The organism is Salinimicrobium sp. 3283s (assembly GCF_039602225.1).
Lineage (GTDB): Bacteria > Bacteroidota > Bacteroidia > Flavobacteriales > Flavobacteriaceae > Salinimicrobium > Salinimicrobium profundisediminis.
This window is the reverse complement of record NZ_CP143631.1, coordinates 2,129,260-2,155,723: the sequence shown is the minus strand read 5'-3', so window position 1 is coordinate 2,155,723 and position 26,464 is coordinate 2,129,260. Positions and strand designations below refer to the sequence as shown.

General features: G+C 41.0%; 22 protein-coding genes and 1 tRNA gene. 12 read left to right on the top strand and 11 right to left on the bottom strand.

From position 1 onward, the window contains the following. Nucleotides 1–53: 53 nt before the first annotated feature. From VS868_RS09570 to VS868_RS09560, 3 genes are read right to left on the bottom strand one after another with little or no spacing between them, the layout of a single operon-like run. The gene (locus VS868_RS09570) at nt 54–1,841 is read right to left on the bottom strand and encodes a peptide MFS transporter (protein ID WP_345597037.1); all 1,788 of its coding nucleotides are present in this window, start codon (nt 1,839–1,841) and stop codon (nt 54–56) included. After that, nucleotides 1,841–3,436: a peptide MFS transporter gene (locus VS868_RS09565; RefSeq protein ID WP_266069351.1), complete on the bottom strand. Its 1,596-nt coding sequence runs from the start codon at nt 3,434–3,436 to the stop codon at nt 1,841–1,843. Before VS868_RS09565 ends, VS868_RS09570 begins: the two co-directional genes overlap by 1 nt. Further along, the gene (locus tag VS868_RS09560) at nt 3,436–5,637 is read right to left on the bottom strand and encodes a S9 family peptidase (protein ID WP_345597034.1); all 2,202 of its coding nucleotides are present in this window, start codon (nt 5,635–5,637) and stop codon (nt 3,436–3,438) included. The genes VS868_RS09565 and VS868_RS09560 overlap by 1 nt, the downstream gene beginning before the upstream one ends. A gap of 208 nt (nt 5,638–5,845) precedes the next feature. Between VS868_RS09560 and VS868_RS09555 the strand changes: the two genes are divergently transcribed. After that, nucleotides 5,846–7,159 carry a hydroxymethylglutaryl-CoA reductase, degradative gene (locus VS868_RS09555; RefSeq protein ID WP_345597032.1) on the top strand — a complete coding sequence of 438 codons (1,314 nt, stop codon included), beginning with the start codon at nt 5,846–5,848 and terminating at the stop codon, nt 7,157–7,159. Further along, complete coding sequence (locus VS868_RS09550) at nt 7,159–8,076, top strand: GYDIA family GHMP kinase (protein ID WP_345597030.1); 918 nt, start codon at nt 7,159–7,161, stop codon at nt 8,074–8,076. The genes VS868_RS09555 and VS868_RS09550 overlap by 1 nt, the downstream gene beginning before the upstream one ends. A 113-nt stretch (nt 8,077–8,189) precedes the next feature. Here VS868_RS09550 and VS868_RS09545 read toward each other — a convergent pair whose 3' ends face one another. The 7 genes from VS868_RS09545 to VS868_RS09515 form a co-directional block, all read right to left on the bottom strand. Continuing rightward, nucleotides 8,190–10,310, bottom strand: coding sequence for a peptidylprolyl isomerase (locus VS868_RS09545; RefSeq protein ID WP_345597028.1), 2,121 nt, complete (start codon nt 10,308–10,310; stop codon nt 8,190–8,192). 97 nt (nt 10,311–10,407) lie between these two features. Continuing rightward, entirely contained in the window at nt 10,408–11,694 is a 1,287-nt protein-coding gene (locus VS868_RS09540) for a hemolysin family protein (RefSeq protein WP_345597026.1), read from the bottom strand. A gap of 5 nt (nt 11,695–11,699) precedes the next feature. Further along, complete coding sequence (locus tag VS868_RS09535) at nt 11,700–11,888, bottom strand: hypothetical protein (RefSeq protein WP_266069357.1); 189 nt, start codon at nt 11,886–11,888, stop codon at nt 11,700–11,702. After that, complete coding sequence (gene lptC, locus VS868_RS09530) at nt 11,885–12,451, bottom strand: LPS export ABC transporter periplasmic protein LptC (protein WP_345597023.1); 567 nt, start codon at nt 12,449–12,451, stop codon at nt 11,885–11,887. Before lptC ends, VS868_RS09535 begins: the two co-directional genes overlap by 4 nt. Nucleotide 12,452: 1 nt before the next feature. Then, complete coding sequence (locus VS868_RS09525) at nt 12,453–13,823, bottom strand: hypothetical protein (RefSeq protein WP_345597021.1); 1,371 nt, start codon at nt 13,821–13,823, stop codon at nt 12,453–12,455. A 34-nt stretch (nt 13,824–13,857) separates the two neighbouring features. Then, nucleotides 13,858–15,105, bottom strand: coding sequence for a hypothetical protein (locus VS868_RS09520; protein WP_345597019.1), 1,248 nt, complete (start codon nt 15,103–15,105; stop codon nt 13,858–13,860). Beyond that, nucleotides 15,102–15,833 carry a type III pantothenate kinase gene (locus VS868_RS09515; RefSeq protein ID WP_345597017.1) on the bottom strand — a complete coding sequence of 244 codons (732 nt, stop codon included), beginning with the start codon at nt 15,831–15,833 and terminating at the stop codon, nt 15,102–15,104. Before VS868_RS09515 ends, VS868_RS09520 begins: the two co-directional genes overlap by 4 nt. Before the next feature lie 118 nt (nt 15,834–15,951). Here VS868_RS09515 and VS868_RS09510 point away from each other — a divergent pair. Both VS868_RS09510 and VS868_RS09505 read left to right on the top strand, forming a co-directional pair. Beyond that, nucleotides 15,952–16,027: transfer RNA gene (locus tag VS868_RS09510), tRNA-Phe, on the top strand. 130 nt (nt 16,028–16,157) lie between these two features. Further along, nucleotides 16,158–16,448, top strand: a complete 291-nt coding sequence (locus VS868_RS09505; RefSeq protein WP_345597014.1) for a hypothetical protein — start codon at nt 16,158–16,160, stop codon at nt 16,446–16,448. 207 nt (nt 16,449–16,655) lie between these two features. Here VS868_RS09505 and VS868_RS09500 read toward each other — a convergent pair whose 3' ends face one another. Continuing rightward, complete coding sequence (locus VS868_RS09500) at nt 16,656–19,112, bottom strand: TonB-dependent receptor (RefSeq protein ID WP_345597012.1); 2,457 nt, start codon at nt 19,110–19,112, stop codon at nt 16,656–16,658. A gap of 618 nt (nt 19,113–19,730) precedes the next feature. On the opposite strand from VS868_RS09500, the gene VS868_RS09495 reads away from it, so the two are divergent. From VS868_RS09495 to VS868_RS09460, 8 genes are all read left to right on the top strand, one after another. Then, on the top strand, nt 19,731–20,663 hold the full coding sequence (locus tag VS868_RS09495; RefSeq protein ID WP_266069368.1) for a CsgG/HfaB family protein: 933 nt from the start codon (nt 19,731–19,733) through the stop codon (nt 20,661–20,663). Beyond that, nucleotides 20,660–20,986 carry a hypothetical protein gene (locus tag VS868_RS09490; protein ID WP_266069371.1) on the top strand — a complete coding sequence of 109 codons (327 nt, stop codon included), beginning with the start codon at nt 20,660–20,662 and terminating at the stop codon, nt 20,984–20,986. The genes VS868_RS09495 and VS868_RS09490 overlap by 4 nt, the downstream gene beginning before the upstream one ends. Continuing rightward, complete coding sequence (locus VS868_RS09485) at nt 20,983–21,327, top strand: DUF4810 domain-containing protein (protein ID WP_266069372.1); 345 nt, start codon at nt 20,983–20,985, stop codon at nt 21,325–21,327. The genes VS868_RS09490 and VS868_RS09485 overlap by 4 nt, the downstream gene beginning before the upstream one ends. Beyond that, nucleotides 21,324–22,016 (top strand): GNA1162 family protein, encoded by a 693-nt coding sequence (locus VS868_RS09480; RefSeq protein WP_266069373.1) that lies wholly within the window; start codon nt 21,324–21,326, stop codon nt 22,014–22,016. The genes VS868_RS09485 and VS868_RS09480 overlap by 4 nt, the downstream gene beginning before the upstream one ends. A gap of 194 nt (nt 22,017–22,210) precedes the next feature. Continuing rightward, nucleotides 22,211–23,032, top strand: coding sequence for a carboxypeptidase-like regulatory domain-containing protein (locus VS868_RS09475; protein ID WP_266069374.1), 822 nt, complete (start codon nt 22,211–22,213; stop codon nt 23,030–23,032). 119 nt (nt 23,033–23,151) lie between these two features. After that, nucleotides 23,152–23,460: a hypothetical protein gene (locus VS868_RS09470; protein ID WP_266069375.1), complete on the top strand. Its 309-nt coding sequence runs from the start codon at nt 23,152–23,154 to the stop codon at nt 23,458–23,460. 295 nt (nt 23,461–23,755) lie between these two features. After that, the gene (locus tag VS868_RS09465) at nt 23,756–25,096 is read left to right on the top strand and encodes a ferric reductase-like transmembrane domain-containing protein (RefSeq protein WP_266069376.1); all 1,341 of its coding nucleotides are present in this window, start codon (nt 23,756–23,758) and stop codon (nt 25,094–25,096) included. A gap of 262 nt (nt 25,097–25,358) precedes the next feature. Continuing rightward, entirely contained in the window at nt 25,359–26,396 is a 1,038-nt protein-coding gene (locus VS868_RS09460) for a hypothetical protein (protein WP_345597006.1), read from the top strand. Nucleotides 26,397–26,464 lie beyond the last annotated feature (68 nt).

Sequence of the window (26,464 nt, the reverse complement as noted above, 5' to 3'; positions counted from 1 at the left end):
AAAAACTACGCCCTCAGGAATGAGGGCGTAAAAATAACATTTTAGAGAGGAAATTATTTAACCCCGTGCATCAATTTCTTTAGTAAAGGATTCAATACTGCCACTAAAACCCCTGCGCTGATAGGAACCACAGTGAAAATAAGAAAGAAAGTAGAGAGGCTGTATTGTTGTGTAATCTCATCGATCATACCCCCAAAAGAACCGGCCAGTTTGTTCCCAATCGCAATAGCCAGGTACCACATCCCGAACATAAAGGCGATCATCCTTGCCGGCACCAGCTTACTTACATAAGAAAGACCAAGTGGAGAAAGACAAAGTTCGCCCAGCGTATGGAAAAGATATGCGAGAATAAGCCAGATCATACTTACTTTGGCTCCTTCGGCTACACCACTTGACCCAAAGGCCAGCAATCCGAAGCCAACTCCAAGCAGGATCAAACCAAAGCTGTACTTCCATGCTGCGGAAGGATTGTACTTGCTTTCCCACCATTTTGAGAAGAAAGAGGCAAATACGATAATAAAGAAGGAGTTGAGAATACTGAACCATGAAACAGTGATTTCAGTCGCGTCTCCCTGGAATTCTCTTACAAGCATCCAGATCACGATAGCCCAAATTATTCCGAAGCAAATTACCAGGACAACATTAGATCCCAGCACTCGCTTATGAGTCTGCTTCCATAACAAATACAAAACCCAGGTGATGATCATGAGCGGCACCACCGTAAGGAGCGTATTAAAAACATTGAAAACAGTGGCGCCTGCGCCCACTAAAACCCTGTCTACAGAGTCTCGCGCAAAGATGATGAGGGAAGTAGCTCCCTGCTCAAAAGACATCCAGAAGAAAACCGTGAAAAATGCGAAGATAATTACAGCGATCATCCGGTCGCGTACCACTTTAGCATATCGTGAGATACGGGAAATGACCAGGACCAGAAACAGCCCGAGGCCAATTAATGCCAACCCTAGTGGTCCCGAAAAAGGCTCCCCCTGAAAGTCGAAAGGCATAACAGCCGGAAGTAAATTTAGATTAGCTATTCTGGAAACCGGATCGTTGATCAAATACAACAACCCAATAACTGAAGTAGCAACCACCAGAACCTTGTCTAAAAGCGTGAATGGGTTGTGAGAATGATCTTTTACTCCAGATGCTTCTTCTTTGGCCTTTTCTTCGGCCAGTTTAGCTTTATCGGGCACCCCACCTATGTTACCAAAGAGAGGTTTTGCCAGCCAGAACTGCAAAGTTCCCAGGAACATAAAGATACCAGCAAGACCAAAGCCCCAGCTCCATCCTACTCTTTCGGCCAGGTAGCCGCATAACATCATTCCGAAGAAAGCCCCGGCATTTACGCCCATGTAGAATATGGTGTAAGCCCCATCTTTCTTGTCGGGCTTACCGTCATACATTTCAGAAATAATAGAGGTAATATTGGGCTTAAAGAAACCTGTTCCTATAACCAGCAACGCAAGCCCGAAGTACAGGGAGAATTCGGTTTCTAAAGCCATAGAGGCATGGCCGAGGGTCATAATTGCAGCACCAATAACCACCGCCCAGCGATAGCCGGTAATCTTATCGGCTATAATACCACCTGCAATAGGGGTAAGGTAAAGCAATCCTGCATAGGTCCCAAAAAGGGCACCTGCGTTCTCTGCACTCCAACCCCATCCGGGATTATCCACGCCCACAATTGCCATGGTGAGGAAGTTGATAAGGAGAACCCGCATTCCGTAGAATGAAAAGCGCTCCCACATCTCTGTAAAGAAAAGAACAAAAAGGCCGGCGGGATGGCCCAAAACTTTTGATTTAAAGAAATCGTTCTCTGCCGCTGGAACCGTAGCTGCCATTATCTTCTTCTTTTATTTGCTTCTTTTTCTACAAGATCATCGTCACCGAGTTCAAATTTTTCCTGCTGTGGTAACTCGCGCTCTTCATCTTCTACTCCGTGAGTAAGACGTTTAAGAGGTTTAAGCATTAACAGGACAAGAATAGCAAAGGCAACGGTGAAGATGGTAATACCCATAAAGATGGTCCCATCACCAGCTTCAGAAGAATATTCTCCCACAATTCCCGCAACCTTGTTTCCAAGACCTGTCGCTGCAAAATAAACCCCCATCATTAAAGATGCGTATTTTACCGGGGCAAGCTTGGTAATGAATGAAAGTGCCACCGGTGAAGAACTCAATTCTCCTATAGTGTGGAATAGATAAGCCAATACCAGCCAGTACATAGCCGAAGCTCCATTGTTCTGAAATTCCATAGAGGCAAATACCATGAAAACAAATCCAAGCCCCATGATGATAACCCCAATTGCCATTTTAAAGATAGAAGAAGCTTCTTTACTCTTCAATTTTCTTTTAGCCCAGAAGTTGGCTACGATCACTCCGAAAATAATAATGAAAAGTGCATTTAAAGACTGAAACCAGGAAGCAGGCACTTCGCTGCCTATCAATGGCAAGCTAAAAGGCAATGACCTGTCGGTTTTCTCTAGAGCATAGATATTCATAAGCCCACCGGCCTGTTCAAAAGCCCCCCAGAATACAATTACCAGGATAAACGAAAGCAGCATTACAACATACCTGTCTTTCATCACCTGCGTAGTAAGATCTTTATAAACCATGAGCATCATAGCCGTAACGAAGGTTAGGAATATGAATAGGAAACCGTAAGCTATGTCTATGGCAAGAAGATAATAAATTGAACCTGCCAGTAGCACAGCAGTGATTGTTAACTGTAGCGGAGATTTGAAAAGATCTTTGAACATCCCGCCAAAAGAAGCACCTGAATCTCTTTCAGCTTTTGAAAGTAAATTCCCTACTTCTGTAAGGTATTTTTGCCCCCACAGGTACACTAGAAGCCCAAGTGCCATGGCTATTCCTGCAAGACCGAAGCCCCAGTGCCATCCAATATTCTCACCTACATAACCTACAATTAAACTTGAAAGGAAAGCTCCCAGGTTGATCCCAATATAAAATATGGTAAATCCTTTATCACGGCGAATGTCCCCTTCTTTGTAGAGACCTCCCACCATGGTAGAAATATTAGGTTTAAGCATTCCCACGCCGGCAATAATTAACCCAAGCCCGGTGTAGAATGCCCACATTTCTTCAACTGCGAGTATCCCGTGTCCTGCCACTAAAATTATTCCTCCCCACAGCACAGTTTTTTTCTGCCCCAGAAGTTTATCGGCTATTATCCCTCCCGGAATGGAAGCCACATATACCAGCATTGTGTACCATCCGTAAAGCGCCAAAGCTTCGGCATTGGTCCAGCCGAGACCGGCATTTCCGCCCTGGGTAGCGCTAACAAGATAGAGTACGAGAATGGCGCGCATTCCGTAATAGGAAAAGCGCTCCCACATTTCAGTAAAAAATAAAATGTATAGACCTACCGGATGACCAAATAATTCACTCTTTTGAGGTGCTGTTGTTGCCTGTGCCATTATAGGGATGATTTGATATTAGAATTAACTTTTAGATTTTCTTCGATAAAGTTCGTCATGAGCGTATAAAGGTGCATACGGGTGTTACCACCGTAAATACCGTGATTCTTATCGGGATATATTGCCCAGTCAAACTGTTTGTTCGCCTGCACGAGGGCTTCTATCATTCTCATGGTATTTTGAACATGAACATTGTCATCTCCTGTACCATGAATAAGCAGGTAATCTCCTTTTAGCTTCTCCACATGATTGATGGGCGAATTCTCATCATATCCCGAAGGGTTCTCCTGCGGGGTAGTCATATACCTTTCGGTATAGATGCTGTCGTAAAATCTCCAGCTGGTAACCGGTGCCACTGCTATAGCCATTTTATAGACGTCATTACCTTTAAGAATGGCATTAGATGACATAAAACCTCCATAGCTCCAGCCCCAAATACCCATGTTGTCTTCGTCTATGTAGTCTCTTGATCCAAGGATTCGTGCGGCTTCAATAATATCTTCCACTTCATATTTTCCAAGTTCCTTTTGAGTCACTTTTTTAAAGGCAGCACCTTTAAACCCGGTACCGCGAGGATCAATTCCCACTACAATATATCCTTTGCTGGCAAGCATTTGATACCAGTAGTCATTCGTGCTGTGAAAGCGGTTGCCTACTTCCTGAGAACCAGGTCCCGAATACTGCGAGACAAAAAGCGGATACTCTTTTGCAGGATCAAAACCAGCAGGCTTGATCATCCACATATTGAGATCGGCGCCATTTACCGCAAGAGTTGAGAATTCCTTAGGCACAATCTCATACTCTGCCATTTGCTCCAAAAGCTCCTCGTTATTGACAATCTCCCTTACAAGTTTCCCATTCTTTGCGAGGTGTAGGGTAAACTCATAAGGCGTAGTCGCGCTGTTGTAGCTGTTGATGAAATAAGTAAAATCGGCACTAAAGTCGGCACTGTTTTGCCCCACCTTATCTGTAAGTTGTTTTTTGTTCTTTCCGTTGGTCCTTACTGAAAACACATCACGATTGATGCTTCCGTTCTCGGTACTTTGGTAGAAAATAGTTTTGGTTTTAGGATCAAGACCGTAGTAATTGGTCACCTCCCAGTTACCTCTGGTCACCTGATTTTTCAGTTTACCGTTCTTGTCGTAGAGATAAATGTGGTTCCAGCCATCCTTTTCACTGGTCCAGATGAAGCTGTTATCTTCCAAAAATGTCAAATTATCGGTCACATCTACGTAAGCTTCATCGGTTTCTGTGAGCACTACTCCAGCTTTATTTGCTTCAGCATCAACAAAGATGAGATCAAGAACATTTTGATGGCGGTTAAGCACCTGTGCACTTAACACATTGGCATCATTGGTCCATTTTATCCGTGGAATATAAAAATCTTTGTAATCGCCCAGGTTGACATCTGAAGTTTTATTTTGCTGAAGATCATAAATATGAAGGCTTATTTCTGAATTCTTTTCGCCTGCTTTAGGGTACTTAAAGACTGTTTGGGTTTGATAAAGATCCTGCCCGTAAACATCCATAGAGAATTCGGGGACTTCAGTTTCGTCGAACTTCAAAAAAGCGATTTTATCACCAGATTTATTCCACTGAAAAGCGCGCACAAAAGAAAATTCTTCTTCGTACACCCAATCGGCCACCCCGTTGATGATCTTGTTCATCTCCCCGTCGGTAGTCACCTGTGTCACTTTTCCGGAGGAAAGATCTTTCACGAAAATGTCATTTTTGAATACATAAGCAACCTTCTCCCCATTTGGCGACAGGGTAGGTTCCTTGATTTTTTCTTCTGAAATCTTTTTCAGTTCATTCGTTTGCAGGTCGTACACGTAAAAGATCCCGCGGGTAGAGTGCCTGTAGATAGATTCGATCTCTGTGCCCAGCACCAGTTTAGATTCATTTTCACTGAATTCATATTCCGAAAAATATTGAATTCCCTCAAGATCTTTACTGTTAAGAATAGTTCTTGTCTTTTCACCGGTCTTGTAAGAATAAGCATCTATGGCTGATGTGCCTGCACTACGATCAAAATTAAGCACCACATACTCTTCTCCATTATTGAGAGATTGCAGGGCTTCCATTCTTTCCTGCCGGAATGTTCCTCCCCAAATGTCTTCAAGTGTAATTGCTTTTTTCTGCGCAGTGAGAACGGTTGTAGCCAAAAGAAAAAGGGCCAAAAACCCGTAGGTCAACTTCATTTTTTGCGTTTAAAAAATTTGCTTGCCAAGTTTAGTAAAAATTCGGCTAAAAAACAGGCTTTCTGCTGTTAAATCATAAGAAGATGTTAATGAACCGAATGAGTGTAGATGTGCAAATCTGTAAGTTTTGCTCCCTCTGCTCCAGAAATTCTAACAGCTGCCATGTTTCTTACAGTAATTGTATCTTTGTGCTCTCAAATTTCACATAATGATCACACCTATTTCGGGCTTTTCCAAACTGTCAAAAGAGGAGAAAATTGACTGGCTTAGCCAAACATACCTGGCTCACAATACAAACGCCAGGAAGATCTTAACCCAGTACTGGAACCCCGACTCCGGCCTGCAACAGCTCCACGAAGAGTTTACAGAGAACACCCTGTCAAATTACTACCTGCCTTTTGGGCTTGCCCCCAATTTTCTTATCAATGACCGGCTTTATGCGGTACCCATGGCTATAGAAGAAAGCTCGGTAATTGCTGCGGCGAGCAAAGCAGCCAAATTCTGGAGTGACAGGGGCGGTTTTAAAGCTGAAGTTTTGGGAACAGAAAAGATAGGGCAGGTACATTTCATGTACTCTGGAGACGGGAAAAAGCTGGAGCATTTTTTCAATAGCATCAAATCAACATTACTTGAAGCAGTAGCTCCCCTCACCAAAAACATGGAGAAGCGCGGCGGCGGAGTAATGAATATGGAGCTGCGTGACAAAACAAAGCTACTCGACAATTACTACCAACTGCACTGCACTTTTGAGACTAAAGACTCTATGGGTGCAAATTTCATCAACTCCTGCCTGGAGCGTTTTGCTGAAACTTTTCGTGAAGCAGCTAAGAGCCATGAGGCTTTTAACGCTACCGAAAAGGAGATAGAGATCGTGATGAGCATTCTTTCTAATTACGTACCCGGTTGTATCGTAAAAGCTGAAGTTTCCTGCCCGGTAACAGCGTTGGCCGATCAGGGCATGAGCGGGGAAGATTTCGCTGCAAAATTTGTTAGGGCTCTCAAGATCGCTGAAGTTGAACCCTACAGGGCGGTGACCCACAACAAAGGCATCATGAACGGAATTGACGCGGTAGTACTGGCCACAGGAAACGATTTTAGAGCGGTAGAAGCAGGTATTCATGCTTATGCCTCAAAAGATGGGAAATACAGCAGCCTTACCCACGCCGAAGTACACGATGGACAATTCAGGTTTTGGATGGAGATTCCGTTGGCCCTGGGAACGGTAGGTGGTCTCACGGCATTACATCCGCTTTCAAAGATCGCTTTGGAAATTCTGCAAAAACCTTCAGCCGAAGAACTTATGAAAATAGTGGCAGTAGCCGGCCTGGCACAAAATTTTGCCGCCGTAAAGTCACTTATCACCACAGGAATTCAGCAGGGACATATGAAAATGCACCTTATGAATATCCTCAACCAATTCCAGGCAACAACACAGGAAAAAGAAGTGCTAACAAGCTATTTTAAGAACCACAATGTTTCGCACAGCGCAGTGGAGCAGCAACTTAAAAAACTGAGAAGCTAATGGAGGTATTCCACAGTCACGGAAAATTACTGATAAGCGGGGAATATGTTATTCTTGATGGCGCCACCGGTTTTGCCTTACCCACAAAGTTTGGACAAAGCCTGGAAGTTACAAAAATTGAAGAGCCGGTAATAAAGTGGAAAAGTTATGATGAGAAACAGGAAATATGGTTTGAAGACAACTTTGAAATTTCAGCTTTAACCTCTTCGGAAGCACCACGGAAGCATGAAAAAAATGAGGTGTCAAAAATGCTATTTTTGACACTCTTTTTTGCCAGGAAAATGGCTCCGGAGAAATTTTCTGAAGGCGGATTTGAAATCATCACAAAATCGGACTTCCCAAGAAACTGGGGCCTCGGAACATCATCGACCCTTGTTGCAAACCTTGCCAAATGGCTGAAAATTGACCCTTACGAGCTCCTGCAGCACACTTTTGGGGGCAGCGGCTATGATGTGGCAGTAGCCATGCACGAAACCGCGATCACCTTTGAAAAACATCCCTTTGAAAATAGCATTTTAAAGACCTCATTTGACCCTGCTTTTAAAGACCAGATCTTTTTTGTGCACCTAAATCAAAAACAGAACAGCCGCGAAGCCATACAGCACTACAGGCAGCAGGACAAAACAGCCTTAAACACGGGCATTGATAAAATTTCGGCACTCACCCATAGTTTAATTAGCAGTAAAGATCTTTTGGAGTTTAAAATGCTCCTGGAAGTACATGAGAATATTATCTCACAGCTGGTGGGGCTGCAAAAGGTCAAATCCCACCTGTTCCCAGATTACCCGGGGGCAATAAAAAGCCTTGGCGGCTGGGGCGGTGATTTTATACTGGTCACCGGCACAGCCGAGGATATGGAATACTTCAGAAGGAAAGGCTACAACACCATCCTCTCCTATTCTGACATGATCTTATAAAGGCTTTACCTCCCCCAAAGTATTATTTAAATAAAACCTTTTTACATCACCACATAAAATGAAAAAAGCCCTTCAAATGAAGGGCTTTTCTTATATATTTTTCTAACAGGATCCTAGTAGAACCTTGCGCGGTTATCTTCAATTTCTGCAGATTCTTTAAGCGCCTGGAAAACCTCAGTGTTCACAGTTATGCGTCGGGCAGAAGCCTCTCTTGCAGCATAAGGACGATAAGAGTCCATTTGAGGAGCGTCATTTTTTTGAAGTACTTTCACTACAAAAACTCCTTTTTCACCCTCTAGAGGACTGCTGGTTTCACCACTTTCAAGTCCGAAAGCTGCTCCCACAACTTTTGGCTCACTTCCAACACCTGGAAGGGTTGGGCTATTGCGGTTCACTGCGTTTGCAGTATTTACCTGCACTCCATGCTTTTGGGCGATGGCCTGAAGATCGCTTCCGCTGATCTCAGATTTTATAATCTCAGCTTTCTTTTGCTTCTGAAGAATTGGAATAACGGTTGCAGACGCAGCTTCAGCCGATTTAAGGCCACCTTTATTCAATCCGGTAACCTGCGCCACCACATATCCTGAAGGAACTTCAAATCTTCTAATATCTCCAACTTCAACTTCTTCTTCAAATGCCCACTGCACAATTCTTCTCTGCGCCCCAATACCTGGGATATTTTCTTCGAGTTGTTTAATTTCTTTTACCGGTCTCACTTCTTTTCCTCCCTCTTTTGCAAGATCAGCAAAGTTGCCATCTTTTGCACCGAGTTCAAATTTTGTCACTTCAGCAAAAAGCTCGTTTGATGTTTTTTCTGAAGGCTGGATAGCCCTTGAAACAGTTGCCAGTTTAACAGCTTTTTCTTTTTCAGTTTGCTCCTGGATGTGGATCACGTGGTATCCAAATTGAGTTTCAACTACTCCTATAGATCCTTCGTTATTATTAAACACGAAATCATTGAATGGAGGCACCATTGCTCCAGGACCAAACCAGCCAAGCTGACCTGCATCTTCTTTGTTGGAAGCATCGGCAGAGAATTCTGAAGCAAGTTCAGCAAACTTGTCTTTGTTACCTTTTACTACGTTAGCAAGGCTATCAGCCAATTGCTGCGCCTGCTCTTTACTCCTGGTCACCTGTCCTCCTACCGGAGAACCCTGCCATGATACAAGAATGTGTCTTGCTTTCGCAGAATCTGGAATCTGAGCAGTTTCAACTACTCTCGCCAGCCTGTAAGAACCATTGAACTTAAATGGACCGTACACTTCTCCTTCATTCAGGTTGAACAAAGAATCTGCATGATCTACAGGTAATTGGTTTTTGAACACGAACCTGTCCTGGAATTTTTCATCAGATCTTTCATTAACGAGAGTTTCCCAGTTTCTGGTTGTTGCAAAACCTTCAACCGTATCGCTGGTATTGGTTGCAGCGTTGAATTCAACTTTATCATTAAGAAGTCCCAGCAGCTCATTCTTCACTTCAGCTTCATCTTCAACAGAAGCAGTTTCTTCATAAAGAACGTACTGGATATCCCGTGTAGCTTCAGTTTTAAACTGTCCCGGATGTGCTTTTACGTAGTCTCTGATCTCATCTTTAGAAATTTCTACCTGTGAGTCTTCAACTGTAGTGTAGGGAATGTGAACAAACTCCATGTCTACATTATCGTTAGTAAACCTGTAAGCCTGCTCGCCTTCAAGAAGCGTTGCCCCTACCCCGGCACGAACCAGGTTAAGATAGATTTGCTCTCTGGCAGTTTCGGCAAGACTGGTTTCAAAATCTAACCATTGCTGATATGCCTGGGGAGAAGTAGATCTTAAAGTAGCTACATATTCTCTTAATTTGGCTTCATCAAAAACTCCGGCCTCGTTAGTGAAATTAGGATTGTTTGCCAGTTCCCTTCTCATCATCTCTTTCACCTGAGCTTCTTCTACACGAATACCCAGCTCTTCAAACTGCTCTTGCATAAGCGTTCTACGAACGTTCATTTCCCAAACCTGGTTCACAACTTGTGCAGTGGTCGCATTTTGACCCATGTTACGCTGCAAAGACTCAACCTGACGGGCAAACTGCTCTCTATCAATGTCCTCACCATTAATTGTCGCTATGGTATTCTGTGATTTCTGAGAAACCATCCCTCCGTTCCTAATCACATCGGCTAAAACGAATGAGAAAAGTGCCAAAGCAATGATCACGATAAGGAAGACCGAACGTTGTCTTATTGAATTTAATACTGCCATTATCTTATAATTAATTCTAAAATATAGGGGGCGAAAATAACGTTTTTAGCTTTACTAAAAAACTATAAATCTTCAAAATGTGAGGAAAAACTAAAAATTAATCGTTTGGGTTCACGATCACCTCTACAAGCTCAATCCTTGTGTTGGAAACTTCTTTGATATAAAAGGTAAAACTATCAATTTCAACGACTCCGTCCTTTGGCGGAATTTCTTCGGTGTGATCAAGAATATAACCGCCCAGGGTCTCATAATTCTCTCCTATGGGAATGTCCAGCTTATAGTTCTCATTGAGATAATCTACCTCCAAACGGGCTGCAAAAAGGTACTTATTCTCCTCAAGTTTTTCTTCTATAAGAATTACAGGATCGTGCTCATCTTCTATTTCTCCAAACAGCTCTTCCACGATATCTTCTACGGTCATCATTCCCCTGGTGCCGCCATATTCATCTATCACCACCGCAATACTCTTCCTTTTTTTGATAAGGATATTAAGAACATCTTTCACCAGCATGGTCTCGGGCACAAAGACTACCGGCAACAGGATAGATTTTATGGTAGGCGGTTTTTTGAAAAGCTCAAAGGAATGGATATAACCAATAATGTCGTCAATATTCTCCCGGTACACCAGGATCTTAGACAGCCCCGTTGCGGTGAAAGTCTCCACCAGCTCCCGCGGATCGGTAGTAATGTCTACAGCCACGATCTCTGTACGGGGAATCATAACTTCCCTGGATTTTACTTCGGAAAATTCGAGGGCATTCTGAAAGATCTGTATTTCGGAATCTACCTCCTGGTCGTGCTCAATCTTGTCCATTTGCTCAGAAATATAATTTCCGAGTTCCACCTTTGTGAAAGCCAATTGCACTTCATCTCCCTGGGTTTTAAAGAACCTTTTCAAAACGAGATCTGAAACCCATATCACAAAAGAGGATATAAAACTGAAGAGCAGGTAAAATAAATAGGCAGGTACGGCAAAGAACTTCAGAAAGAAATTGGCATAGATTTGGAAGAACACTTTGGGTAAAAATTCCGCAGTAAGCAGAATAATAAGTGTGGAAATAACGGTTTGAGTGAGAAGGCTGAGATCTGTAAGCAGGTAAACTACTATTTCATTGCTAAAGTGATCGGGTGTGAGCCATGCCATTAAGAGATCTCCCATAAAAAACCCGTAGATAACCAGGGCAATGTTATTGCCCACCAGCATAGTAGCAATAAACTTTGAAGGTTTACGGGTAAGACGGGTAAGTATTTTGGCTAAAAAATCATTCTGCTTCTTCTCAATTTCAACATGAATCTTGTTGGCAGACACATAAGCGATCTCCATACCCGAAAAGAAAGCTGAAAGAATAAGGGAACACAGAATAATAACGATCTCGAAGGCCATAGTACCTATTTCCTGTTATCGTACTTGTGCCTGAAATGTCTTCTAAAGAAGAACATGAATATGGCTATCACCACAAAGAAAAGGAAGAGATAGGCCTGGTTGCGTTGATCATTCCAAATGACCACAGCCTCGTAAAGAAAGAACGCTGCGGCTGCCAGGTAGGCAAATTCAAAAAACTTCGAAAATTTTATCATTGTTTGTCTTCTTCTAAAATTTGCACCCCAACATTTGATCTTGAACGGAAATTAGTGAATTCCTGATTGCTATCAAAACCCTTTCCTTCATTGATCGCTCCATTCTTGAACCTGATGGTGTTAGGATGATCTGTAAAAACCCAGTTTCTCACCTGGTCCCAATAAAGCTGATCTGCAGTGAGCTTTGTACTATCGCTGGTCACTACCACCACATCACCCTGCAAATCTATAAGCCCTGTCTCATTATAAACAATACCATAATTGGCAGTTATGGTATTGTTTTGTTGGTTCTCGTCAAAAAATTCTACGATAACACCATCAGGAAATTCGCGATAGGGAAAAGCTTTGTTTGAAAAATCCCTCATGGTTTCACTTCTAAGAGTAGCCACCACCTTTCCGGAATCAACATACTTCATGTTAATTCCCACCCCTATAGATTGCGGTGCATCTTCGGGGATCTCCATTTGCCTAACGCCTTTCAAATTCCCCTCACAAGAAAAAAGCATTGTCACAACAAGGGTTGTGACAATGCCTTTAAAAAATATCCTGTATGTAAATTTCATACTACAAATTAGGTACGCGAATGCTTTCTCCTATCCAACATCCAATGTTGATGGTTTTACCCTGCATGTCATTCTGGAAGATATCGCTACGTTGTGGTGCTCTACCCCTGTATGCAGATGCAGTCTCATTAGCAGTACTGCTTATTGACGGATCAACTCTTGCGGCTCTCTCGGCATATTCTGCAGCTTTCCAGTATACAGCTCTTTTTTCAAACGCAGTATTTCCACAGTTGTTTGCACTTTGAGCGATCATGTTAGAGATTTGAAGGTAAGCCCTACCAAATGATGGTTTTGAGCTTATAGCCTTACGATACATATTTCTGGCCTGCCCAAACTGGCCTTTATCTTTGTACTGGTTCGCAATCTTGTAATAAATACTTGCTCTTGCAGATGGATCTTTTTGCAGTTCGGCTGCCTGGTTGTAATATTCAAGCGCTTTACTTTGGTTTCCATTTGCTTCGGCTAATTGACCAAGAGAGTAAGCAGAACTTGCAGATGGCTCTAATTTATGAAGAGCTTCAGACACCTTTACAAAAAGTGGATCTTCAGTACAATCTTTTGCAGACAACCTGCTATTCACTCGCTTCAACCATTCAGTATCACCTTTTTTAGCTTCAAAATCTTTGCTGTAAAGCGGGATAAGGTTAGTACAATCTGCACGTTGACCAAGTTTTGCGTTGATACTTCCTTTTACAGCACTATAGGCTACAAGGTTTTTCTCATATGCATTAAGTCTTGCCTTATCTTTAGAAGAAAGCTCTTCTCCAGCCTCCTGCTTTTCAATTAAGCTAGCTAAAGACTCAGCAGTCTCATTCTCCTGCTCTTCAAGTTTTGCAATAACAACATCATATTTGTCAAATACCTCCTGAAGATCTTTTTTACCGGAATCCTGCAACTCTACCAACAGGTAGAAGTAAGTATACAGTGACTTGGCATTAAGACTGTTTGGATCTGCTTCAAAAGCTTTGTCAAAAGCCTCATATTGCTCTTCGGTTGAACCCAGTTTTACATCAAACATGAGCTGCGCGATATCGGCATTAACATCTCCTGCATCGGTCTTTGCAGGGAAATGCTGCAAACGTTCTTTATATAATTTTATAAGCTCCTGCGCTACGCTTTCTTTCTCAGCATCGGGTGCATTGTCAAGGCGATCTTTCAATATCCTTTCTCCGTACTGATAAGTTGCTATATGATAGGAAGGACATTCCTCTCTTAAGGTTTGAATTCTGGTCCAGGCCGCATCATAGTTTTTTGCCTTTGCATCGCTATAGGCCAGGGCTGCTGTGGTGGCACATTCCTGATTAGCCTGTGCCTGCAAGGCCCCTGTTCCCAGAACAACCCCTGAAAGAAATAATATTACCTTGGTTTTCATAGTATAAGTTTTATTCCTGATTAATAGTTTGTGATTATTCGAATCTTCTTTTGATAAACCACCTGTCGTTCAACGAGAGGCTTATCATAGCATTAAAAAAGTTTTCCTGGATTAATCCGGCGCTTGTTGTACCGCGCTGTCCATACTCAAATCCCAGATTAATGTTGGTCAACATCCTTCCTGCTGGTAGTCCTAAACCAAAAGCTATGCCAAACTCATTAATAGACTCTCCATTAAGGTGAAGCCCGGTCTCTTCCATACGAAGACCCCCACGATATACAATTCGGCTAAAGTAGCTGGTAAGAGAGTTATAGTTGGGAATGAAAAATCCTCCAATTTTATATTTTGAAGCCTGTTCAAATGACGCTCCTTCTATTGCAAAGGCACGGTTGCTGTAATCTCCCGCTTCGGTTGTAGAAAACTCTCCTCCTACAAACCATTTATGAGGCCGTCCTACTCCTGCTCCTATACTAAAGCTTGAAGGCAAAACAAAATCTGACGCAGGCTCAGAAACATCACGACTATCTACAGTGATCTCCCTGCCGTCAACCCCTAACAATATCGTTGCAAGCTCTCTTTGGTTGTCGGTTTTTAAAGTAGTTTCAGGCGTGTAGTACGCACCCATTTTAAATTGCAGGCTTTCAGTGAGCATCCTCTCGTAATCAAGCCCGATTTTGTAAGTGAAACCACTAAGGTCACTTCTGTTTATTTCCCGGGAGCTATATTGCACATCTTCGCGTACCAATATGCTTTTATTCTGAATATTTCCGAAGTTATAACTAGCGTCTACGCCAATATTGATATTTGAGGTTATTTGATAACCCGCAGCGAGAAAGACCCGGTTAAGACCACCTTTGCCTGTATACCTGTTTCCTATCCCTTCGTCCTGATTGATATCATCTATGTTATAACCCACAGAAGAATAAGGTACCAATCCAAATGCAAAACCAAATTTACCCGTTGGAATTCCCACAGCTAAATAATCAAGCGAACTTGAACTAGCATTTTCACTCTCGTCTCCACTCTTTATCTCAACAGAATTGCCACTCAGTCCAACTGTATAAGTAGTTAACCTAAGCCTGCCCAGTGCTGCCGGGTTTTGCAGGTTGACATGAATACTATCTGAGAAAATGCTGAGACCACCCATTGATCTGTTTTCTACGGTACCTTTGAAGGTGTTTAATCCCAGCCCGTAAAAAGAATAAGGTGAGGAAGTTCGCTCCTGAGCGGTCGTAATCACTGAAAATAAAATGAATACGATTATAAACAATCGTTTTGTCATTGATCGATATTAAATTCGAGAATAAAATTTAAACCCTCCAACAAGAAATTGGAGTTCGCAAATATGCCATTTTTTAAGTTTCCAGACAAGAAAGTTGCATCTCCACCGGTAATTATAACTATTAAATTGTTATATTTTTCTTTATACTTACCAATAATGCCCTCAATTTCCATGAGCGTGCCATTTACAACACCCGAAGTTATTGAGGAAGTGGTGGAATCACCAATTAATTCATGTCCTTCTCCTGCTTCTACTAACGGAAGATTTGCCGTAAAATTATTTAGTGCCAAAAATCGCATTTTTAAACCCGGAGAAATTCCGCCACCCAGATATTCTTCTCTGGCAGTTTTAAAGTCGTAGGTAATGCAGGTGCCGGCGTCTATCACCAATACATTCTTACCTGCATGGTATTTTACGGCAGCAGCGATTAGAGCTTTACGATCGTTCCCCAGAGTAGCAGGTGTTCCATAGTTGTTTTTGAAGGGCAGCAGGGTTTCTGCGGAAAGGTCCACAACCCTAACCGATTTTTTAGCTCCTTCAGGAAGCTCCCATTTTGCCGAAGACACGTTGGAAACCACCAAATTTTTGATTCCCGGATGAAGTTTCAGGATTTCAGAAATTTTTTTATTTAAATCGGATTTACCTGCTGAAATTTTCACAAGGATTTCATCCTGCTGAAAAACAGCCAGTTTGGCAATTGTATTGCCTATATCAACAACGAGATTCATGGCAGTTATTTGAAAAAGCTAAAGTACAAAAGCATTTTTTTTCAATTTCCCTTGGGAGATATTAAATTTGAATATATATTTGCACCCGCTTACTACAAGGTAAGCCGCTTTAAACACTGGTGCCTTAGCTCAGTTGGTAGAGCAAAGGACTGAAAATCCTTGTGTCCCTGGTTCGATTCCTGGAGGCACCACCATAAAAAGCAGAAACCCTCAAATGAAAATTTGAGGGTTTTTTTATGCCTTAATATAAAATGTTTAGATTTTTAATTTTTTGAAATATATTCAAACACTCAAGATGAGTTGAAAAAAATAATACTTTACGTTATGAATTTTGATGAAAAATTAGAAAGGTTAAAACCTTATATAAAAACTGAGAGCTGGAAAGCTGTTGAGATTTTAAAATCGAATGTCAAAAATCTTTCAAGAGGAAATTTAAAAACAGAAGATTATATTAGAAATTTTAATCAATATTACGAAAGCTACAATAATATGATTAACGATATAATAAGAGAGTGTACGCATGATTTAGACGAACCTTTCAAATACTGGTTTGGGATTAAGGTACATTTAGAAGTACTCAACCACACTAAAGAAGTTGATAATATCATACCGTAGAGTTCCCCCTACAAAAGCTTATAATTAGACATACGCTTCTGTTGGATCAGCTTTAGGATCACTCCAAAAATCTTGCTACACTAAACCTTCAGGAAAACCAGCAAAGAAAAATGACATTTTTGACACCTATGGCCTAACTTCTTCCAAATAAAAAACCGCCCCGGAATTTCTTCCGAAGCGGCTATATCTATTCCAGTTTATATCTTACTAGAATTTATAGGTAAAGCTGGCCGCAAAATTTCTTGGCGTTTGCGGATTGATTGTTGACCAACCATTATAGTATTCCTCATCAGTAAGGTTGTTTAGCTTCAGGTTAACCGAAAACTTCTCTGCATTATAGAAAACTGCTGCATTTAGAATGGTATACGATGAAAGTGTGAAGGTTCCAAGATTTCTATTGAAGATCATGTTCTCACCTGCATAGTTTCCTCCAAAACCAAGTCCGAAACCATCCAGGTTACCGGCAAAGCTGTAGCTCGCCCATAGGTTCGCAAGATTTTTAGGTCCGGCAGTTTCAGGGCGTAAACCAGACTCTTCAAGTTCACTTTCATTGTAGCTGTAACCTGCAATTACATTTAACCCATCAACAGGAGTGGCGGTAATACTGGCTTCAAAACCGCGGCTATACTGCTCTCCCTCCTGCACGTAGTAGAACGGCCTGTCCATATCTTCCATCACAATGTTGGAAACTTTGATATCATAGTAGCTAAGACTGGCAGAAACGCGGTCTTTAACAAGGTTTAGCTTGGTTCCCACCTCCAGCTGCTTAGCTCTTTCAGGATCAAAGCTCACGGTAGTTGTAGCACCCTCTGCAGGATTCCCCTGCTCTCGCGGATCAACATTGCTGAAGCCGTCCATATAGTTCGCAAAAACTGAAACTCTTTCCAGGATTGGCTGATAAACAAGTCCGAATTTTGGAGAAAGCGCTGTCTGGCTGTTATTCTCGCCTTCAAACTGGTCAATTCTCAAGCTGGCCATAGCAGAAATCCTAGGAGTAATATTCAGCACATTTGAAATATAGGCACTGTACACTTCTTCAGTGATCGTAGAATTATTTAAAGCTACACCTGAAAGCAGGTTGTTAACCGATGCTTCCGAAAGTAATCCGCTATCATTGTTCCTCACGTAATTAGCGGGATCAAACCTGCCAAAGACGCTTTCATTCACATTCTGCAGGCTTGCATCGCCTATGTACACATTTCCGTTGGCGATATAACCTGAACTATTGTCGATAGTCTCCCTGTTAAAATAATCAAGCCCAACAACCATGCGGTTTCTCAAATCTCCAATCTTGAAATCTCCAATAAAGTTCTGCTGAATATCACTGGTTAGCGTGGTAGAATTTTGATTATTCATGTAACGGGTAAAGACAAAACCTTCATCTAAATTGGTCACAGAGCCTTCTACCTCTGTACGCCCCATGTAGAACCTTGTGGTTTCGTACAAATAGGAGTAGTGACCAAGAGATTTAGAAGAACTTCTGGAAAAGACTGTTTGAGACGTCCAGTTATCAGATAACTTGTATTCCATTTGCCCCTGAAGGCTGTAGTTAGGGTTCTTAAGTGTAAGATCATTGCTTGTATAAGAACGGTTGGGGTCATAACCCAATTCATCCATATTTGTAGCCTTTAACGGCGCACCCCTGTCAAGAAATAACATTGCAGGATTGGTACTTTCAGAAGTATAGAATTCTGTATTTATTAAAAATGACAAACGATCATTCACCTTATAGCTCAACGAAGGTGCCACAAAGAAAGATTCGCTGAAGCCAAGATCCTGAAAGCTGTTTTGTTTGTGATATGCTGTGTTTACACGCAAAGCCACGTCACCATCTTCATCAAGAGGCATGTTCACATCGGCTGTAACACGATTCATCCCGAAGCTTCCCATGGTGTAGGAGATATTTCCGCCAAAGTAATCGTACGGCTTTTTTGTCACCACGTTTATCAACCCACCATAAGAGATAAGGCTGCTTCCATAAAGGGTCCCAGAAGGGCCTTTAATGACTTCTATGCTTTCAATATTAGCAGGATCGGGGCTTCCATTGGTCAAACCGGGTAAGCCGTTGACCAAAGTAGGCTGTACGGCGAAACCTCTTATAGAGAAATATCCGGCGCCATCACTTCCCCTACCTGTAGATTCCCAGAGTTTGGTAATTCCGGGAGCATTTTTTAGGGCATCGTCAAAAGAAGTGATCACCTGCTGCTCCAGCAATTCTCCCGTTATAGTATTGTAAACCTGCGGGTTTTCAATATCTTTTAGAGGAAGTTTAGCCACATACTGACTTTTAGCTCTTGCAAAGCTGTTGATGTTAGCGTTACCGGTGATAATTACCTCATCCAGATCCTCTTCATTATTTCTCAAAATAACAGCAGGAATTTCAGTAGTTTGCCCGGCCTGAACTGAAAAAGCAAGATCTTTGTTTTCATAACCCACGTAAGAAACCCGAAGCGTATAATTTCCCTGCGGAATGGCTTTAATAACAAATTCCCCGTTCCGGTTGGTTTCTGAACCCAGGCTTGTTCCTAAAACATTCACATTAGCATTGGCAATAGGATTACCGTTACTGCTAATGACATTTCCTTCAATGTTTCCTGTTGCCTGACTAAAACCAATTGTAGCCATAAGCATAAACAAAAACATGATGTAGTATTTCTGATGCATTTTATATAAATTAATTTAGACTAATTATAAATAGAGCGCAAATCTAGGAAGCATAATCTAAATACAAAAGCTTATTTAAAACAATTACAAATAAAAAATACAGGCAAATACCCTAAACTGAAGAAAGTCAGTAAATTAAAAATCATTTTTTTTAAAAGGCCCTGAAGGCAGCTGATTAAGCCCACGGAAGACCTGTTTATACCACGGAAACGCAGATCTGTTGATTATATAGTGGATTTTTATCATGAAGAGAACTATTTTCATTTCTTCATAGGGCTGAAGTCAATTCACATCTAACCTAAATTTCATATTGATTTGGTAATCAATGGTTTTTTTGTTTATATTTAAAAACTAGTTAACGAGTTAAGGGCAGAAGCGACTCCCTACAAGCTTTTGTCTGATTATCATCCAGACCTTTTTCGATTAAAAAATTATAAAAGTTTCTACTGAGTGCATTAGCGGAATATACTTTTATCTACAATATCAACTTTTTTAAGAAACTTTAACAATATTTTCTTAATATTGTGTAGTCATCTGGACCTTCTGCCCTACCAGAAAATTTCCCGAGGAGATTATCCGGAATTCCGGTAAAATATTCTTTTTAAAACTTATTGTACAATGAAAAAAACTCTAATGAGCCTTGCACTTGGATGCACCCTCATAGGCTGTACTGTGCAGCAAAAAGTGGTTCAAGTGGAACCACAAGTCATGGAAGTAAAGCAACCCGAGGCGCAGGGACTAAAACGAAAAGTTGCTATTGCTCGTTTTTCGAATGAAACTCAGTATGCCAAAGGAATCTTTTATGACAAAGAAAATGATCCAATTACCAATCAGGCGCTGGACATTTTAACCACCAAATTGGCTTCCTCGAACAAGTTTATTCTTCTGGAACGGCAGGAGATGGATAAAATCATGGAAGAATATAAACTTTCAGATAATCAGGGGCAGAAAGTAGGGGCCGATTATTTAATTATAGGTTCGGTCACTGAATTCGGGCGTAAAAATATTGGCGATGTAAATGCTTTTTCACGAAGTAAGACCCAAACCGTACAAGCGGGCGTCAGTTTACGTCTGGTTGATGTTTCCACCGGCCAGATCATTTATTCTGAAGAAGCCAAAGGTGAGGCCGAAACCACGAACAAAACCGTGATGGGTCTTGGGGAGCGCACAGATTATGACGCAACTCTTAGTGATAAAGCAATTTCGGTGGCAATTTCTAAACTAGTAGAAAATATCATTAATAACTGTATGGACAGGCCCTGGAAATCTTATTTCCTTTCTTATGACGAGGATGGAATATTAATATCTGGTGGTGCCAGTCAGGGGATTAAAGTGAATGACATTTTTGAAGTCGTTGAAAAAGGCAAATCAGTTAAAAATCCGCAGACAGGAATGATGGTCGAATTACCAGGTAAAACAGTAGGAAAAGTAAAAGTAATGTACATGGGTGGTGAAAGTCCACAGTCTCAATTCTCCATGGTTTCTTTTGTGGAAGGAGCGATTGACACCAGTACTCTGGACAGGTATTATATTAAAGAAACGAAAATATGAAAAAAATGATCCTTTTATTTACTGTGTTTACAACATTAGGATGTACCGGCGTAAAAACCACCACTTCAGGTTTAGAAAATGAAGCCTTTCTTATTTTCCTGGGGAATCCGAAGAATTATGAATCTGGCGTAGAGGTAAGTATCGATGACAATACCTCCTTTTCAGCAGAAGTCCAAAAAGACCATAGTGACAGACCAAAAGGAAAAGTATATGCCATTTCCACAGGATCTCATAACCTTTCTGTTCTCTATAATGGTGAGGTAATCTATCAAAAAAAAATATTTGTATCTACTCAAGAGACTAAAAAAATAAAACTACCATGAAAAAAATAATTTTACTATTTAGCGTAGTCATACTGGCCATGTCCTGCAGTGCCCCCAAACAATTATACTCTTGGGAAAAATATGAAGCCGCCAGCTATAATTATATCAAAAACAGTGACGAAGCTTCCTTAGTGGCCCTGCTTGAGAATTATGAGAAAGTGATTTCAAAACAAAAAGGGACAAGAGGTGTTGTCCCCCCCGGGATACACGCCGATTATGGCTTTATCCTGATGAAAACCGGAAGATTAGCCGAAGGAAAAGATATGTTGGCTAAAGAAATACAGCTTTACCCCGAATCTAAAATATTTATTGATAGAATATTAAAAATGACCGAGTTATGAAAAAAGCCCTGTTTATCTTCAGTCTGCTTGTTTTAAGCCTAGCCAGTTGCAGTGCACCGAAAGTTGCTAAATCTACTGCCTATCAACAAATGTATGAGCAGGAGCCTTTGACAATTTTGTTGATGCCGCCCATCAACCGAACCACAAATGTGGAAGCCAAGGAATATTTTCATACTACCTTAAATGTTCCCCTGGCAAATGCAGGATATTATGTAGTTCCTCCATTTCTGTCAATGGAGATCTTAAAGAAGGAAAGTGCCTATGATGCCGAGTTATTTCTGAATTCACCGCTAAAAACATTCGGAGAAATCTTTGGTGCTGACCTGGCTGTTTTTACGATCATCAATAAATGGGACAAGTCAGCCATTGGCTCCACTGTAAAGGTAGAAGTAGAATACATTATAAAATCCACCCGTACTAACGAGGTTTTATATAATAGAAAAGGAGAGGTTGTTTATGATACATCAGTCAGTACCGGGGCTGGCGGTGTATTAGGTTTGGTTGCAGATCTTGCAGTATCTGCCCTGAATACAGCTGCGACTAAATATGTTGACGTTGCCAAGGCCTGTAATTCATATACGTTTGGGGATCTCCCCACGGGGAAATACAATCCGAAGTTTAAGCAGGATGGGAATGAACTGGCTGGTCCTAAAGTATTCACGGTGCGCCTAAAAAGCGGGATGTACTAAGAGGACTGTCTGATTATCCACGATTAGAGCTGTCTAAAAGCTGTTAAATTATCATTCTGATTTTTTTTAATCTTATTGATTTAATAATCAAAGTGAAAAGAACCTGAAGCGCCTGAAGTTAGGAGACAGGTAGACGGGAAATGACTTTTTAGACAGTTTTTTGAACTAAAACCCTGTTAGGTATAAATTTAAACATGAAAAAATCTATTTCCGCCTTAGTTGTTTCACTATGTCTAAGCCTTTCTGCCTTTTCGCAGGAAATTGAAATTAGCGGACTACTTATTGACTCCGAAACCAATAATCCTGTTGAATTTGCGAATATGGGTGTGGTCAATAAAAATAAAGGTACAGTTTCAAACCTGGATGGAAAGTTTAAGATCAAATTTCCTAAAGCCTTTGCAAGCGATAGCCTTACCATTAGTCACGTGAATTATCAAACGGTAAGAATTCCCATTAAAACCTCCAAAAACCTCGTGATTCAACTTCAGCCCAATGAAAACAAATTATCTGAGGTTATAGTGACTAACAGGAAGAAGAAAAATAAGAAAATAGGAGTTAAAAGTTACAACCCATTATTATGGGTGAGTACCATCTCAACTGAAATGGACGTTATCGAAAGTGCAAAACAAATTAAAATTCCAAACAATAAAACTGTTAGAGTTAAAGATGTGAATTTTTATATGAGACGTGGCTTTGAAGCAGATAGTGCCTATATAAGAATAAATTTTTATGAGAACCTGGACGACCGACCTGGAGATAGAATAATCTTCAAAAATATTATTCAACGAAAACTTATTGAGCAGGGGTGGGTGAACATTGACCTTACGAAATACTCCGTTTACCTTGAAGAGGACTTTTTTGTTGGAGTGGAAATCATACCAGACGCTAAAAAACCACGTAAAGTTTTTATGGGAGCTATCCTCACTAAAGGAAATGCTTATATGAGAGGAAGCAGCCTGGGAAAATGGGAAGAAGTGGAAGGAGCACAATCAATTAATGTAGAAGTAGAGTATTAGGAAACAAAAACCAAGATCCAACTAATTGAAAATCAATAATTAATTTAACATGAGCTGAAATTATTAAATGCCAGAAAAGTATAACTTTAGATAATTCTTAATCATCAAAAATTTTATGCATGAAAAAAATTCTTGTCTTCACTATAGCTCTCGCCTTTTTTAGTTGTAACTCTAATAATAACTCATCCTCAAAAGAAGATGCTCCCGGGATAGCTTCTAATTTAGAGTTAGCTAAATACTCCATTGATAAAATACTGGAAGAGGCAGATTACTGGGAAAACCAACCAGATTCGCTTATAATGGCTCCCTACGGAACAAAATGGAGTATTCAATTAGATTCTTTAAAAGCCAAAATGACTGAAAATGAAATACAGGAGTTTAATGAGTATGCCAGGAAGAAGTTTGACGAAAAATATTCTCAATCCTGATAATCAAGAACCATAGCAAACAATTAAATAACTAATCTTACTAAAACATAGTGTACAAACACTGCTACAGTAAGTGTAAGCAGTCTCCAAAAATGCCATTTTTGGAACCTTTTTTTAAGGTAGAATTTCCTCCGGTTTCCATCTCCTCAATTAGGTTTTTATTGTAATTTTAGAGTGCTGATCAATGTGGTAATACACATTGGTTTTTACAAGAATCCTTCCACCCTTTCAGGACATCTTAGAAACAGCAGCAGTACTGCTGTGCATTAGTATGAAAATCACTAAGCTATAAGATATGTTGTCCTATAACCTCACCACCAGCCCCGGAACAAACAGGCTGACAGGTAAACACCCAGGTGCTATTATTTTTTGGGGAATTGCGCTGCTGGTTATCCCGCTGTGGATGCTCTCCTATCCCGAAACTACGGTAAAGCACAATGCCACTCCTTTTCTTGTATATGCAAGTCAGTTATTTTCCCTCACCGGCTTTGCGTTGCTTGCCCTCAGCTTAATATTAACTTGCCGGTTAACATTCCTCGAAAACTGGTTTGGAGGCCTTGACAAGGTGTACAAAATGCACCGCACCACAGGGAAATTTGCCTTCTTTTTGATCCTGGCGCATCCAATTTTCCTCGCGCTTAGGTGGATTCCAACCGATGTTTCCAAAGCCCTCTGGTACCTGTTCCCCCTTCACCGCCGCATGGAAATTGACCTTGGCAGCTGGTCGCTTTGGGGAATGATCTTACTTGTAATCTTTACCCTGGTTGTAAAGATCCCGTATGATAAATGGAAGATCTCCCATAAGTTCATGGGTTTTTTCTTTATTTTAGGAGTAGCGCATATCTTCTTTCAGGGGATCTTTTTTTCTGAAAATCCTGCTCTTGGAATTTATATGGGACTGCTGTCAGTTGGTGGCATTTCGGCCTGGTTGTACAAGTCGGTTTTATTCGATCTTGTAAAAAAGAAAAGTCTGTATTCAGTCACGGGAGTCCGGTATTTAAACAACTATATTGTAGAAATTGAACTTCAGCCAAAAAAGAAAAAAGATACTCATTTCCGGCCCGGGCAGTTTTACTTCTTTTCCTTTCTTTCTGAAGATATTTCGGCAGAGAGCCATCCTTTTACCATCTGCGATCACAGCCGGGACGGGAAAATATCGATCATGGTAAAATCTTTGGGAGATTACACCCACCGGCTATATGCCCTAATCAAACCTAATACTCCGGCTTTACTTGAAGGCCCCTACGGTCGATTTAATTTTAAGACTGCCAGCAAACAGCAGGTTTGGCTGGGTGGCGGCGTGGGAATTGCTCCTTTTCTTAGCTGGGCCAACTACCTGCTTAGCCATCCCGATGATCCCCTGAGCGTAAAATTATATTATTGCGTGCAAAATGCCGCCGCAGCGACACATATATCGACTTTTCAAGCCTTAGAAAAGAAAATGCCACATTTTCATGTGGAAGTGATCTCCCAGGAAACCGACGGCTACTTTCATCCCGAAAATCATCCTGAAATCCAAAACAGTGACATCTTTTTCTGCGGACCCAGGAACATGCGGAAGGCTGTTTGCAAAGAACTTAAAGCGCTCAAGATCCCTAAAGCAAGAATACATTCTGAAGAATTTGATTTCGATTAAAAGTTGTCCTTTAAGATGATTTCTTGAAATACAGGAAAATTTGGCATCACCAAAAAGGCCGGGCAGGAACTTTACTTGAATTAATTCTGCATGTTTTTCATCTTTTAGCACCCTGAAAACTCTTCAAATTCAGCAGATTGATCTTATAAAAATTACTTCTGAAAAATGCCATTTTTGACACTCAATTCAGGAAAATATTTAAAAAAATTTTGCTCCTACATACCTGTATATTAATTACATTCACCTCTATAAATTTTGATGTATGTCTTCAAAAATATTCAGGTCATTACTCATGTCGGCCTTACTCGTTTTTCTATTTTCCTGTTCAGAGGAGGATTCTTCCGCAGAAGAAGAACAACCACCTAAAACTCCCGAAGAGACTGTAGACTCCTTTAATTACATCGCGCTACAGAACGATGGCACGCTGTATACCATTGGGAATAACACGGGCCAGGTGACCCAGACAGATAGAATTCCCGGGATAGAATTTAATACCATCTTTAATTCGGTTACCTCATCGGGATCAAAGATCTTTATCTATGAACACCGTTTTGACCCTCCAAAAGGCATTCTTTATATTTACGATAAGCAATCGGGTAAAACTGTATCTGCCATTCTTGATTTTCCGGAAGAATTTGGAGAGAATACTGCATTGATGTCTTTAGACTGGGATGAAGAAAACAAAAATCTTATAGGAATTACCAGAGAAGACCTGGATTTGCCCACCAGTGTTAAGCCTGTTAAAATGGTTAGAATTGAACCGGATACTTTTAAGGTGACCACAACTTCTGAAGTTGATCTACATTCCATGGGCTATTCCAACGTGTATTCCACAAGCCTCATAGGTCAAAAAATATATGCCGTAACCCTCAAAAACAGCAATTGGGATCCCGATCTTCTGGAAATCGATCTTGAAAATGACGCTGTAGAAGTTCTTCCGTTCACGGGCCGGGAAGCCGGGATCACCAACCTTGGATACAGCGGGAATGGCCATACACTCTTCGGATTTTCACCAGTACCAAACTCCAATTTAATGGCAGAAGTGAGGCCGGTAACTTTCAACGTGCAGGATGGTACAGCGAAGGAAATCTCTAAAGTTCCACGCATTTCAACCCTTAACTTTGCTCATAAAACTTTTTACAATAAAGAGGCAAAAGAATTTGCTGAACTGATAGGAGCTGATAATAAAAAACACCTTTTTAAGTACAGGCCTTCAACAGGTGAATATGAAATGATTGAAATTCCTGATCCCAATAGTGTTTTTTCGGTTGTAAACATCATTGGAGTTACAGAACTTTAATGATCATTAGCTAATTTATCGCACACCACCCAAGCAGTTAAAATTCGGCTAAGGCCTACTTATGTCTA

Excerpts from the sequence above, each read along its gene's own strand:
- VS868_RS09565 (WP_266069351.1), bottom strand. The coding sequence starts at position 3,436 with ATGGCACAGGCAACAACAGCACCTCAAAAGAGTGAATTATTTGGTCAT.
- VS868_RS09470 (WP_266069375.1), top strand. The coding sequence starts at position 23,152 with ATGAAAAAAATTCTTGTCTTCACTATAGCTCTCGCCTTTTTTAGTTGT.
- VS868_RS09465 (WP_266069376.1), top strand. The coding sequence starts at position 23,756 with ATGTTGTCCTATAACCTCACCACCAGCCCCGGAACAAACAGGCTGACA.
- VS868_RS09540 (WP_345597026.1), bottom strand. The coding sequence starts at position 11,694 with ATGGCCTTCGAGATCGTTATTATTCTGTGTTCCCTTATTCTTTCAGCT.
- VS868_RS09550 (WP_345597030.1), top strand. The coding sequence starts at position 7,159 with ATGGAGGTATTCCACAGTCACGGAAAATTACTGATAAGCGGGGAATAT.
- VS868_RS09480 (WP_266069373.1), top strand. The coding sequence starts at position 21,324 with ATGAAAAAAGCCCTGTTTATCTTCAGTCTGCTTGTTTTAAGCCTAGCC.
- lptC (WP_345597023.1), bottom strand. The coding sequence starts at position 12,451 with ATGAAATTTACATACAGGATATTTTTTAAAGGCATTGTCACAACCCTT.
- VS868_RS09485 (WP_266069372.1), top strand. The coding sequence starts at position 20,983 with ATGAAAAAAATAATTTTACTATTTAGCGTAGTCATACTGGCCATGTCC.
- VS868_RS09515 (WP_345597017.1), bottom strand. The coding sequence starts at position 15,833 with ATGAATCTCGTTGTTGATATAGGCAATACAATTGCCAAACTGGCTGTT.
- VS868_RS09500 (WP_345597012.1), bottom strand. The coding sequence starts at position 19,112 with ATGCATCAGAAATACTACATCATGTTTTTGTTTATGCTTATGGCTACA.
- VS868_RS09520 (WP_345597019.1), bottom strand. The coding sequence starts at position 15,105 with ATGACAAAACGATTGTTTATAATCGTATTCATTTTATTTTCAGTGATT.
- VS868_RS09555 (WP_345597032.1), top strand. The coding sequence starts at position 5,846 with ATGATCACACCTATTTCGGGCTTTTCCAAACTGTCAAAAGAGGAGAAA.
- VS868_RS09495 (WP_266069368.1), top strand. The coding sequence starts at position 19,731 with ATGAAAAAAACTCTAATGAGCCTTGCACTTGGATGCACCCTCATAGGC.
- VS868_RS09460 (WP_345597006.1), top strand. The coding sequence starts at position 25,359 with ATGTCTTCAAAAATATTCAGGTCATTACTCATGTCGGCCTTACTCGTT.
- VS868_RS09505 (WP_345597014.1), top strand. The coding sequence starts at position 16,158 with ATGAATTTTGATGAAAAATTAGAAAGGTTAAAACCTTATATAAAAACT.
- VS868_RS09525 (WP_345597021.1), bottom strand. The coding sequence starts at position 13,823 with ATGAAAACCAAGGTAATATTATTTCTTTCAGGGGTTGTTCTGGGAACA.
- VS868_RS09535 (WP_266069357.1), bottom strand. The coding sequence starts at position 11,888 with ATGATAAAATTTTCGAAGTTTTTTGAATTTGCCTACCTGGCAGCCGCA.
- VS868_RS09570 (WP_345597037.1), bottom strand. The coding sequence starts at position 1,841 with ATGGCAGCTACGGTTCCAGCGGCAGAGAACGATTTCTTTAAATCAAAA.
- VS868_RS09560 (WP_345597034.1), bottom strand. The coding sequence starts at position 5,637 with ATGAAGTTGACCTACGGGTTTTTGGCCCTTTTTCTTTTGGCTACAACC.
- VS868_RS09545 (WP_345597028.1), bottom strand. The coding sequence starts at position 10,310 with ATGGCAGTATTAAATTCAATAAGACAACGTTCGGTCTTCCTTATCGTG.
- VS868_RS09490 (WP_266069371.1), top strand. The coding sequence starts at position 20,660 with ATGAAAAAAATGATCCTTTTATTTACTGTGTTTACAACATTAGGATGT.
- VS868_RS09475 (WP_266069374.1), top strand. The coding sequence starts at position 22,211 with ATGAAAAAATCTATTTCCGCCTTAGTTGTTTCACTATGTCTAAGCCTT.